This is a genomic window from Actinomadura sp. NBRC 104425, assembly GCF_030269545.1.
GTDB lineage: Bacteria > Actinomycetota > Actinomycetes > Streptosporangiales > Streptosporangiaceae > Spirillospora > Spirillospora keratinilytica.
This window is the reverse complement of sequence record NZ_BSTN01000025.1, coordinates 39,452-50,894: the sequence shown is the minus strand read 5'-3', so window position 1 is coordinate 50,894 and position 11,443 is coordinate 39,452. Positions and strand designations below refer to the sequence as shown.

The 11,443-nt window shown below is 72.6% G+C and carries 9 protein-coding genes; 5 read left to right on the top strand and 4 right to left on the bottom strand.

The features are described 5' to 3' along the window. Positions 1-589 precede the first annotated feature (589 nt). The 3 genes from QSK22_RS27155 to clpX all read left to right on the top strand — a co-directional run bounded on the left by QSK22_RS27155 (position 590) and on the right by clpX (position 3,383). On the top strand, positions 590-1,219 hold the full coding sequence (locus QSK22_RS27155) for a ClpP family protease (RefSeq protein ID WP_285497270.1): 630 nt from the start codon (positions 590-592) through the stop codon (positions 1,217-1,219). A gap of 86 nt (positions 1,220-1,305) precedes the next feature. Next, positions 1,306-1,932: an ATP-dependent Clp protease proteolytic subunit gene (locus QSK22_RS27150; RefSeq protein WP_285497269.1), complete on the top strand. Its 627-nt coding sequence runs from the start codon at positions 1,306-1,308 to the stop codon at positions 1,930-1,932. Positions 1,933-2,108: 176 nt separating this feature from the next. Continuing rightward, positions 2,109-3,383, top strand: coding sequence for an ATP-dependent Clp protease ATP-binding subunit ClpX (gene clpX / locus QSK22_RS27145; RefSeq protein WP_285497236.1), 1,275 nt, complete (start codon positions 2,109-2,111; stop codon positions 3,381-3,383). Between the two features lie 381 nt (positions 3,384-3,764). Here clpX and QSK22_RS27140 read toward each other — a convergent pair whose 3' ends face one another. The 3 genes from QSK22_RS27140 to QSK22_RS27130 form a co-directional block, all read right to left on the bottom strand. Beyond that, on the bottom strand, positions 3,765-4,451 hold the full coding sequence (locus QSK22_RS27140; RefSeq protein WP_285497235.1) for a response regulator transcription factor: 687 nt from the start codon (positions 4,449-4,451) through the stop codon (positions 3,765-3,767). 19 nt (positions 4,452-4,470) lie between these two features. Then, the gene (locus tag QSK22_RS27135) at positions 4,471-5,265 is read right to left on the bottom strand and encodes a sensor histidine kinase (protein WP_285497234.1); all 795 of its coding nucleotides are present in this window, start codon (positions 5,263-5,265) and stop codon (positions 4,471-4,473) included. A gap of 132 nt (positions 5,266-5,397) precedes the next feature. Continuing rightward, complete coding sequence (locus QSK22_RS27130) at positions 5,398-6,144, bottom strand: hypothetical protein (RefSeq protein WP_285497233.1); 747 nt, start codon at positions 6,142-6,144, stop codon at positions 5,398-5,400. Between the two features lie 125 nt (positions 6,145-6,269). Here QSK22_RS27130 and QSK22_RS27125 point away from each other — a divergent pair, with 125 nt between their 5' ends. Continuing rightward, positions 6,270-8,894: a valine--tRNA ligase gene (locus QSK22_RS27125; protein ID WP_285497232.1), complete on the top strand. Its 2,625-nt coding sequence runs from the start codon at positions 6,270-6,272 to the stop codon at positions 8,892-8,894. Between the two features lie 157 nt (positions 8,895-9,051). Continuing rightward, a complete protein-coding gene (locus tag QSK22_RS27120) occupies positions 9,052-10,188 on the top strand; it encodes a hypothetical protein (RefSeq protein WP_285497231.1) in 1,137 nt (378 codons plus the stop codon). 1 nt (position 10,189) lies between these two features. Here QSK22_RS27120 and QSK22_RS27115 read toward each other — a convergent pair whose 3' ends face one another. Beyond that, on the bottom strand, positions 10,190-11,425 hold the full coding sequence (locus tag QSK22_RS27115) for a folylpolyglutamate synthase/dihydrofolate synthase family protein (RefSeq protein WP_285497230.1): 1,236 nt from the start codon (positions 11,423-11,425) through the stop codon (positions 10,190-10,192). Positions 11,426-11,443 lie beyond the last annotated feature (18 nt).

The window sequence follows — 11,443 nt, the reverse complement described above, 5'->3', positions numbered from 1 at the left end:
GCTGGACTTCGCATGCGCCGATTTAGACGTACCGCTGATGCTGCCCGCCCCGGCCCCCGGGATCACCCGACACCCGCCGGCCACCGCCCCTTTCAGGCCCTCACGTATGCCCTGCAGCGCCCCGCGTGCGCACCGATCGGGCCGGGACGGTGCTTTGGACGACGGCAATGGCGACCGGCCTTCGGCCCTGAGCGGGGTGAGGTACGCGCCGACGACGACGGTGGCGGCCGGCACGGCCAGGGCAACGGACGCGGCGCCGCGGCCGCAGCGCGTACACGTGCGTCCCGCCGCTCGGGCGGGCTGACCGGGGGTTGCGGCCACGCGGCGGATGCGTTGTGGCTTGTCAGAGCGCAACGGGGGAACCGGGAAGAGAGGGCCGCGCGCCCCGCGACATGCATGGGGTACCTGGCACCGGCAGAGCTACAGAGCGTGCCCGCAATGAGGTGGGGATGAAACATGCCTGTGCGTCCGGGCGCCGGGGGTACGCCCCCAGCGAAAAGGCAGCCCTCCCGGCGTGATCGGTCGCCGCCGCGCGTTAATGTCCAATCATCCGAACCGATAAAAGGACCGGAGGAACCCACCGGTGAGCATGCCTCCGACGAACGACCAGTCGCCGATCCAGTCGAGGGTCGCCGAAGCGCCCCTGCTGCCGCTCAGCGAGCAGCTGTTCCAGCGCCTGCTGCGGGAGCGCATCGTGGTCCTCGGCCAGCAGGTCGACGACGACATCGCCAACCGCATCTGCGCCGAGCTGCTGCTGCTGTCGGCCGAGGACGGGCGCCGCGACATCACCCTGTACATCAACTCGCCCGGCGGTTCGGTCACCGCGGGCATGGCGATCTACGACGTCATGCAGTACGTGCCGAACGACATCGTCACCGTCGCCATGGGCCTGGCCGCGTCGATGGGGCAGTTCCTGCTGTGCGCGGGCACCCGCGGCAAGCGCTACGCCCTGCCGCACGCGCGCATCATGATGCACCAGCCGTCCGGCGGCATCGGCGGTACCGCCTCGGACATCAAGATCCAGGCCGAGCAGATGCTCTACGTCAAGAAGACGCTGGCCGAGCGGATCGCCTCGCACACCGGCCAGACGGTCGAGCAGATCGAGAAGGACTCCGACCGCGACCGCTGGTTCACCGCCGAGGAGGCCCGCGACTACGGCTTCGTCGACCACGTGGTGCTCAGCGCCACCCAGGTGCCCTCCGAGGGCCCCGTCTCCTGACCACCCGCACGAAAAGCGGAGGCACTTTCGTGAGTGAGCTCATCCGGCCCGGCGCGTACGACCCGATCCAGGCGGGCCGTGCGCCGATGCCCGTGGACAACCGCTACATCATCCCCTCCTTCGTCGAGCGCACCACGTACGGGGTCAAGGAGATGAACCCGTACAACAAGCTCTTCGAGGAGCGGATCATCTTTCTCGGGGTGCAGATCGACGACGCGTCGGCCAACGACGTCATGGCCCAGCTGATCACCCTGGAGTCGATCGACCCGGACCGCGACATCAGCATCTACATCAACTCGCCCGGCGGCTCGTTCACGGCCATGACGGCGATCTACGACACGATGCAGTTCGTCAAGCCGGACATCCAGACGGTCTGCATCGGCCAGGCGGCCTCCGCCGCGGCGGTGCTGCTGGCGGCCGGCAGCCCGGGCAAGCGCGCCGCGCTGCCCAACTCCCGGATCTTCATCCACCAGCCGGCCACCGAGGGCACCTACGGCCAGGCCAGCGACATCGAGATCCAGGCCCGCGAGATCATGCGGATCCGCGAGCAGCTGGAGGAGATCCTGGCCCGGCACAGCGGCAAGAGCGTCGAAGAGGTCCGGCGGGACATCGAGCGGGACAAGATCCTTACCGCCGAGGAGGCCAAGGAGTACGGTCTGATCGACGACGTCTTCGTCAGCAGGAAGCGCAAGGCCGAGGTAGTGTCGTCCTGAGACGGCACCCGGACCTGGGAGACCCCCAGCCCGGTCGTCATTCTTCCGGGCGAGGGGCTTACCAAGTCCGTTGGAGACGGTAACGTCGAATCCAACGTCGAGAGCCTTCGGGACACGCAACCGAGCTGCGCCGCATCCTCCATGGGCGGGCGGCCCCACGAAAAGGAGACAGTTGGGTGGCACGCATCGGCGACGGTGGTGACCTGCTCAAGTGCTCGTTCTGCGGAAAGAGCCAAAAGCAGGTCAAGAAGCTCATCGCGGGTCCGGGCGTGTACATCTGCGACGAGTGCATCGATCTCTGCAACGAGATCATCGAGGAGGAGCTCGCCGAGACCTCCGACCTCAAGTGGGACAGCCTGCCCAAGCCGCGGGAGATCTACGAATTCTTGGACTCCTACGTCATCGGGCAGGAGGCGGCCAAGAAGGCGCTGTCGGTGGCCGTCTACAACCACTACAAGCGCATCCAGTCCGGCGACAGCGGGCGGGACGACGCGGTCGAGCTGGCCAAGTCGAACATCCTGCTGCTGGGGCCGACCGGGTCGGGCAAGACGCTGCTCGCGCAGACGCTCGCCAAGCTCCTGAACGTGCCGTTCGCGATCGCCGACGCGACGGCGCTGACGGAGGCCGGTTACGTCGGCGAGGACGTCGAGAACATCCTGCTCAAGCTGATCCAGGCGGCCGACTACGACGTCAAGAAGGCCGAGACCGGGATCATCTACATCGACGAGGTCGACAAGATCGCCCGCAAGAGCGAGAACCCGTCGATCACCCGCGACGTGTCCGGCGAGGGCGTCCAGCAGGCGCTGCTGAAGATCCTGGAGGGGACCACCGCGAGCGTCCCGCCGCAGGGCGGCCGCAAGCACCCGCACCAGGAGTTCATCCAGATCGACACCACCAACGTGCTGTTCATCTGCGGCGGCGCCTTCGCCGGGCTGGAGAAGATCGTCGAGTCCCGGGTGGGCAAGCAGGGCATGGGCTTCGGCGCGGTCATCCGCTCCAAGGACGACTTCGCCGAATCCAGCAACGTGCTGGCCGACGTGATGCCCGAGGATCTGCTGAAGTTCGGCATGATCCCCGAGTTCGTCGGCCGCCTCCCGATCATCACCAGCGTGCACAACCTGGACCGGGAGGCGCTGATCAACATCCTCACCGAGCCGAAGAACGCGCTGGTCAAGCAGTACCACCGGCTGTTCGAGCTGGACGGTGTGGACCTGGAGTTCACCTCCGACGCGCTGGAGGCCATCGCCGACCAGGCCATCCTGCGCGGCACCGGCGCCCGCGGCCTGCGCGCCATCATGGAGGAGGTCCTCCTGTCGGTGATGTACGAGGTCCCCAGCCGCCAGGACGTCGCCCGCGTCGTCATCACGCGCGAGGCCGTGCTGGAGCACGTCAACCCCACCCTCGTCCCGCGCGAACGCACCAAACGCGAACCCCGCGAAAAGTCCGCCTGAGAAGGGACGGGGCGGGTCCCCCGCTCGGTGACCCCCGCTCACCTCCGCCACGCCCCGCCCTCGGCGTCTCCCAGCGCGCCCCCGGACCTGGCTGCGTCCCGCGCAGAACGCCCACCACGTCGCCCCCCGCTCGGTGAGCCGCACTCACGGGGCTGGTCCTTGCGTTCACTGGGCAGTGCTCACCTTCCCCAGGCTTCGCCTTCGACGTCTTTCGGGGCCTCGGAGGCCTTCGGTTGCGTTGGGCCGTGGGATGCCTGTGGCGCGGTTCTTGCTTGCCGGGCAGCGTTCGTTTCCGCTGGTGGCTTGCGGAGGGCTCCGGTCGCCGCTGGTTGTGGGGTGCGTTGTGTTCGCGCGGTGTTGGGCGGTTTGTGGTGTACCCGGTCAGCGGGGGCCGGGGGGACGGGTGGGGTCGCCCAGGCCGGCTTCCCGGGCCAGGACGATGGCCTGGGCGCGGTCGGCGACGTGGAGCTTCAAAAAGATGTTCGAGACGTGGTTGCGGACGGTCTTCTGGCTGAGGAAGAGGGTGGCGGCGATCTCGGCGTTGCTGCGGCCCTGCGCGATCAGCTCGAGGACCTCGCGTTCGCGTTCGGTGAGCTGGGGGAAGGCGGCCTGGCGCGGGTCGGGCATCTCGGTGAAGTAGGCCAGCACCCGGCGGGCGATCTCGGGGCCGTAGATGGCCTCGCCGGCGGCGACCGCGCGGACGGCGCGGGCGATCTCCTCGGCGCCGGACTCCTTGAGCAGGTAGCCGCGGGCCCCGGCGCGCATGGCGGCGAACACCGAGTCGTCGTCGCGGAACATCGTCAGCACCAGCACGCCGATGCGGGGGCTGGTGCGGGTGATGGTGCGGGTGGCCTCGATGCCGTTGCCGCCGGGCATCTGCAGGTCCATCACGACGACGTCGGGCTGCAGTTCCGCGGCGAGCCGGACGGCCTTCGGGCCGCTCTCGGCCTCGCCGACCACCTCGACGCCGAGGGCCTGCAGCAGTCCGCGCAGGCCCTGCCGGTAGACGGGGTGGTCGTCGGTGATCAGGACCCGGATGGGCTCGCCGGTCCGCTCCGGCTCGGTCATGGTCGCGCTCCGCTCGCCTTCACTCGGGGCAAGCCCGATGGTAGTCCGGGACGGTCAGGGGCAACCGGGCCGAGACGATGGTGCCCGCGCCGGGCCGCGAGGTGATCAGGCAGGTGCCGCCGACCTCGGCGGCCCACTCGCGCATCGACTCCAGGCCGCCGCGGCGGCGGGGGCGGCGGCGGTCGTCGGCGGCGCCGCGGGCGGGGTCGGGGAGCCCCACGCCCGAGTCGGCGATCATGAGGTGCAGGGCGGCGTCCCGGTTCAGCAGCACCAGCACCGTGCCGGACCGGGAGTGGGCGCGGACGTTGGCCAGCGCCTCGCGCGCGATGCGGTACGCGGCGACCTCCACGGCCGCGGGCAGCTCCCCGGCGTCCTCGCCCAGGCCGCCGACGCGCACGTCGACGCGCTCGCAGCAGTCCGCCGCCATCGCCTCGATCGCCCCGGCCAGGCCCAGGTCGTCCAGGGCGGGCGGGCGCAGGCCGTGCGCCAGGTCGCGGATCTGCCCGACGGTGGTGGCCAGCCGGTCGCGCAGCTCCGACAGCAGCGGCGCGACCCGTTCGGGCTCGCCGGGGAGGGTGAGGCGGACGGCGTCCAGCGACATGGCCAGACTGGCGAGGGTGGGGCCGAGCCCGTCGTGCAGGTCGTGCCGCAGGCGGCGCCGCTCCTCCTCGCGGGCGGCCAGGATCCGCTGCCGCGAGTGCTGCAGGTCGTCGGTGAGCCGGTGCAGGCGGGGGATGCTCGCCAGGTGCGCGACGACCGCGCCGGCGGCGAACGCCGCGGCCAGACCGGCGACGCGCCCCACTACCGCCGCCATCGCACCTCCTGCCGTCGTGCCCGTCGTCGCGGCGCCCGCGGACCGCGGAGGGAGTACCTCCGCGGCCAGCCTTTCCGGTCGGACGGCCCGGCGTCAGGTGACCGGTGTCCCGTCCTCGGCGGGATTCCGGGGTCAGTTCTCGACGTCCTTGCGCAGGCGGCGCATCTGGTCGGCGACGACGCTGTAGGTGTAGGTGCGGGTGCTGCCCAGCGAGCCGCTCGTCTGCGGGGCGGGGGCGATCAGTCCGAAGGTCTTCTCCGTCATCCACACGCAGGTGGCCGTCTGGTACGACAGGCTGCTGCCGAGGACGCTGGCGCGGATGGACGCGCAGGCCGCCTCGCCGTCGCCGCCCGGGTCGGCCAGCGGGATCGTGACGACCGACAGACTGCTGCTGCTGGTGTTGTCCATGCTGCGCCGGAACTCGCTGTACAGCTGGTCGGGGTCGAAGTCGCCGGTGCCCCCGACGAACAGGTAGCGGTCGGAGCCCGAGCTGTAGACGGCGGTCTTGACGTCGTCGATGTCCGAGCCGCCCAGGTTGCGCAGCGTCGACTGCTGGCTGCTGAGCTGGGTGCCCAGCTCGCGTTCGGCGGAGTAGTCCCGGGTCAGCCCGCCCGCCGTCGCCGGGGTGTCGATGGAGCTGGGCCCGCCGCCGACCACCACGACGGCCACCACCAGCACGGCGACCACCGCCGCGGCCAGCACGGCGAGCAGGCCGATGATCAGCGGGGCGGACGAGGAGCGGCGCGGCGGCGGGGGGACGTAGCCGCCGCCCGGGCCGTACGGCCCCGGCGGGTAGCCCGGCGGTTGCGGACCGTGGCCGTAGGGGACGCCGCCGCCCGGAGGACCGCCGGGCGCAGAAGGGGGGTTCCAACCGCTCATCTCACTCCTCAGGGGGTCGGACGGGCGCCGCGGACGGCGGCGTCCGGCCGTGGGGGGTCTGATAGTCGGGACGTGTGCCCGGGGCCGCGCGTTCTACCGTCTCGGGGCCCGTAGAATCTGGGCCCGTGACAACGCCCAGCACTGAGCGCGGCCAGACGGCCGCCCACGTCGATCTGCCCACCAAGTACCAACCGGCTGACGTCGAGGGCAGGCTGTACGAGCGCTGGGTATCGGCAGGGTACTTCGCCGCCGATCCGGCGCGGAACCCCGGCGGACCGGCCTATTCGATCGTCATCCCGCCGCCCAACGTGACCGGCTCGCTGCACATGGGCCACGCGCTGGACCACTCGATCCAGGACGCACTCGTGCGGCGCCGCCGCATGCAGGGGTACGAGGCGGTGTGGGTGCCCGGTATGGACCACGCCGGGATCGCCACCCAGAACGTGGTGGAGCGGGAACTGGCCAAGGAGGGCAAGTCCCGCCACGACCTGGGCCGCGAGGCGTTCGTCGAGCGGGTCTGGGCCTGGAAGGCCGAGTCCGGCGGGCGCATCCTCGGCCAGATGCGCCGCCTGGGCGACAGCGTCGACTGGAGCCGCGAGGCGTTCACCATGGACGAGCGCCGCGCCCGCGCCGTCCGCACGATCTTCAAGCGGCTGTTCGACGACGGCCTGATCTACCGGGCCGAGCGCATCATCAACTGGTGCCCGCGCTGCCTGACCGCCCTGTCGGACATCGAGGTCGAGCACGCCGACCGCGAGGGCGAGCTGGTGTCGATCCGGTACGGGTCGGGCGACGACGAGATCGTCGTGGCGACCACCCGGGCCGAGACGATGCTCGGCGACACCGCCGTGGCCGTGCACCCCGACGACCCGCGCTACAAGCACATGGTGGGCCGGGAGGTCGAGCTGCCGCTGACCGGCCGGCGCATCCCGGTGGTGGCCGACGAGCACGTCGACCCCGAGTTCGGCACCGGCGCGGTGAAGGTCACCCCGGCGCACGACCCCAACGACTTCGAGATCGGGCGGCGGCACGACCTGCCCTCGCTGACGATCATGGACGAGCGCGGTGTGATCACCGCGCACGGGCCGTTCGAGGGCCTGGACCGGTTCGAGGCGCGTCCCGCGGTGGTCGCCGCGCTGCGCCAGCAGGGCCGGATCGTCAAGGAGGTCCGCCCCTACGCGCACTCGGTCGGGCACTGCCAGCGCTGCTCCACGGTCGTGGAGCCGCGGGTGTCGCTGCAGTGGTTCGTCAAGGTCGCGCCGCTGGCCAAGGCCGCGGGCGACGCCGTCCGCGACGGCCGCGTGCAAATCCACCCGCCGGAGTTGGCGGCCCGCTACTTCGAGTGGGTCGACAACATGCACGACTGGTGCATCAGCCGCCAGCTGTGGTGGGGGCACCGCATCCCGGTCTGGTACGGCCCGGACGGCCAGACGGTGTGCCCCGGCCCGGACGAGGAGCCGCCCGCCGGGTGGACTCAGGACACCGACGTCCTCGACACCTGGTTCTCCTCGGCGCTGTGGCCGTTCTCCACGTTCGGCTGGCCGGACGACACGCCCGACCTGCGGCGCTTCTACCCGACGTCGGTGCTGGTCACCGGCTACGACATCCTGTTCTTCTGGGTGGCCCGGATGATGATGTTCGGGCTGTACGCGATGGACGGGGTCGAGCCGTTCAAGGTGATCGCGCTGCACGGCATGGTGCGCGACCAGCACGGCAAGAAGATGTCCAAGTCGTTCGGCAACGTGGTCGACCCGCTGGACTGGATCGACCGCTACGGCGCCGACGCCACCCGGTTCACGCTGCTGCGCGGCGCCAACCCCGGCGGCGACGTGCCGGTGGCCGACGAGTGGGCGCAGGGCTCGCGCAACTTCTGCAACAAGCTGTGGAACGCGACCCGGTTCGCGCTGATGAACGGCGCGCACGTGCGCGGCGAGCTGCCGTCGGAGGGGCTGACGACCGTCGACCGCTGGGTCCTGTCGCGGCTCAACAAGGTGATCGCCGAAGTCGACGCGCACCTGGAGTCGTTCGAGTTCGCCAAGGCGTGCGAGACGCTCTACCACTTCGCGTGGGACGAGGTGTGCGACTGGTACGTCGAGCTGTCCAAGGTGCAGCTGGACGACCCCGCCGCCGCCGACACCACGCGCCGCGTCCTGGGCGAGGTGCTGGACCGCCTGCTGCGGCTGCTGCACCCGGTCATCCCGTTCGTCACCGAGGAGCTGTGGACGTCCCTGACGGGCGAGGAGACGCTGGTGCGGGCCGCCTGGCCGCAGGCGGATGCGGCCCGGCACGACGACGACGCCGAGGCGCTGGTGGCGTCGCTGCAGCGGCTGGTCACCGAGGTCCGGCGGTTCCGCGCCGACCAGGGCCTCAAGCCGGGGCAGCGGGTGGCCGCCGCCCTGGAGTGGGGCGGGTCGCCGCTGGCCGGCCACGAGAAGGGCGTGCGGATGCTGCTGCGCCTGGACGCGCCGGGCGAGGGCTTCTCGGCCACCGCGTCGCTGCCGGTGGAGGGCGTGACCGTCCGTCTGGACACCGCCGGGGCCATCGACGTGGCCGCCGAGCGCAAGCGCCTGGAGAAGGACCTGGCCAACGCCCGCAAGGAGGCCGAGCAGGCCCGGCGCAAGCTCGGCAACGAGTCGTTCGTGGCCAAGGCCCCGGAGGCCGTGGTCGCCAAGACCCGCGACCGGCTGAGCCAGGCCGAGGCCGACATCGCCCGTCTGGAGTCCCAGCTGGCCGCCCTGCCCGCGGCCTGATCGCGTCCTGCCGCGCCCCGCCGTCCGCGGCGGGGCGCGGCGTTGCCGTCAGGTGTGCGGAACGCGCGGCATGCCCGGCTTTGCGGCGTTACCATCCCGTGTGATCATTCCGGTGATCCGCGTGCTTCGGGGCTGGATGTAGATGTCGGGAGGCTCGTTGGCTGATTCGCCCCATCGCTCCGATGTGCCGGACGAGGCGGGTGACCGCGCGGTCCCCGCGTCCGCGCCTCCCGCCCCCGCGGCGTCCACTGCGCCCACCACGGCCGTCGACGTCGAGATGCCGTCTCTGGACGGCGGTGCGGCGGGCCAGGACGGGCCCCCGGCGGAGCTTCCCGCGCAGCCGTGGTGGATGCAGGCCCCCGCCGACCTGACCTCCGGGCCGCAGCGCATCCCCGACCTGGCCGGGACGCCCGGGGACGTCTCGACCGGCCCGCACGCCCTCCCCACGGCCAACGGGACGCTGACGTCCGGCGGCCACCCCGTGGTGACCTCCGGCGGGCACCCGGTGGTCACGTCGGGCGGGCACCCGGTGGTCACGTCGGGCGGGCACCCGGTGGTGACGTCGGGCGGGCACCCGGTGGTGACGTCCGGAGCGCACCCGGTGGTGTCCACGGGTCCGCAGCGCGCCGTCGGCGCCGCGCAGGCCCGGTCCGTGCAGATCGCATCCGGGCAGACCCCGTCCGGGCAGGCGTCCGGCGAACCTGCGGTGAAGCGGCGCACCACCCGCCGCATCGTCGTGATCATGGCGTTGGCCGCATCCGTCGGGCTGGTCGCGGCGCTGGCCGTGGGCGCGCCGGCGCTGCGGCAGGGCGGCTCCGGCGACGGCGGCACGAAGGCGGCCCGGCACCGCATCACGGCGGCGGCGGTCGCGGGCGGCCTGCAGCGCACCCCCGGCATGCCCGCCGCCACCGCCGCCTACCCGTTCATCGCGTCGGCGGTGCGGGCGGGCGGCGCCGAACGGGCCGGCAACGTGGCCGCCGTGTACGCCGACCTGCCGCAGCGCTCCCAGAACGTGGTGTTCCTGGGCGGCACCGGCAAGATCGGCGACCCGGCCGCGTTCCTGCGCCGGGCGCGCCCCAGCACGGTGCTGACCGCGCGCAACGTCAAGCCGGGCAAGGGCGGCGGCCGCGGCGTGTGCGGGACCTTCGCCGTCCTGTCCGACGTGCACGTCTACTGCTCGTGGGCGACGGAGACCTCGTTCGGGTTCGTGGCGTCCAACCTGCCCACCGTGGGCGACGACACCGCCGCCATGGCCGATCTGATGCGCCGCATGCGCGCCGACCTGGAGAAGTGACCTAGACGGTGAACAGCCGGCCGGTGTCGGCGTCCACCAGGTCCAGCACGAGCCCGACGAAGTAGACGGTGCCGAGGGCGACCACGCGCCGTCCCAGCCCGGCGACGCCCTCGCGGGTCAGGTCGGCCGCGTCGATCACCGACCAGTGCGGCGGCAGCGGACGGGTGAAGCGCAGATGCCCGTACGGCAGCCGCACGAACGTGACGGGCAGCGCCCCCAGCGCCGCCACGGCGCCGTCCAGGTCCTTGTGGTCGGGCAGGCACACCAAGGCGTGGTCGACGGCGCCCCAGCGGGCGTGCGCGGCGTCCAGCGCCGCGGCGACACCGGTCGCGTCGATCGCCGAGTCCGCCAGGACCTGCGTCGCCGTACCCGGCAGCCGGTGCCACGACAGGCGGCCCGGCAGCCGCACCGACTCCAGCACGGACCGCAGCCGCGCCGCCCCCGGCCCCGCCGCCCCGCACGCCCGCAGCAGCCGCAGCCCGGCGGTGACGCCCACCGCGGCGCTGACGCGGCCCAGCCCCGGCGGCAGCGCCCCCGCGGGCACCTCGCCGCCGTCGCCGGTCACGTACTCGACCGCGGCGGCGCCGCCGGTGCGGTCGGCGACCACGCCGGCCAGCGTCGCGGCGACCGCCTGCTCCTGCGGCGCCGACACCACCGCCCGCGTGCCCCGGGCCGCCACCCCCGCCTTCTCCGCGGCGATCGCCTCGACGGTGCCGCCGAGCACGCCCAGATGCTCACCGAAGATCGGCGTGACGGCGACGACGTCCGGGGCGAACAGCGACACCTCGTCCGACCGGCCGCCCATGCCCGCCTCCAGCACCAGCGCGTCGGCGCCGACACCGGCCCCGTGCGCGGCCCCCGCGACGGTGAACAGCCCCGCGGGCGACAGGTAGCCGGCCCCGGAAGGCGGCAACCGGCGCAGCGCGTCCTCGATCCGGCGGCCCAGCGCGCGCAGGCCGTCCTCCCCGATGGCGCGGCCGTCCACCCGGATCCGGTCGGTGTTGCCGCGCAGTCCGGGGCTGGTCACCGTGCAGACCCGCCACCCGGCCGCGGCCAGGCAGGCGGACGCGTACGTGGCCGCCGTGCCCTTGCCCTTGGACCCCACCACCGTCAGCACCGGGATCCGCAGGCCGCCCAGGCCCAGCAGGCCGGCGACGCGGCGCGCCCGGCCCAGGTCGCGCGTCTGGCCGCGCCGCCGGGCGTGCCACTCGCGGAAGAACACCTCGTCGGCGTCCATCGCACCCCCCGATCACAC

Bases quoted from the DNA above. Each gene is read 5' to 3' on its own strand.
- QSK22_RS27135 (WP_285497234.1), bottom strand. From the start codon at position 5,265: ATGGCGGCGGTAGTGGGGCGCGTCGCCGGTCTGGCCGCGGCGTTCGCC.
- QSK22_RS27155 (WP_285497270.1), top strand. From the start codon at position 590: ATGCCTCCGACGAACGACCAGTCGCCGATCCAGTCGAGGGTCGCCGAA.
- QSK22_RS27130 (WP_285497233.1), bottom strand. From the start codon at position 6,144: ATGAGCGGTTGGAACCCCCCTTCTGCGCCCGGCGGTCCTCCGGGCGGC.
- QSK22_RS27150 (WP_285497269.1), top strand. From the start codon at position 1,306: ATGCCCGTGGACAACCGCTACATCATCCCCTCCTTCGTCGAGCGCACC.
- QSK22_RS27140 (WP_285497235.1), bottom strand. From the start codon at position 4,451: ATGACCGAGCCGGAGCGGACCGGCGAGCCCATCCGGGTCCTGATCACC.
- QSK22_RS27115 (WP_285497230.1), bottom strand. From the start codon at position 11,425: ATGGACGCCGACGAGGTGTTCTTCCGCGAGTGGCACGCCCGGCGGCGC.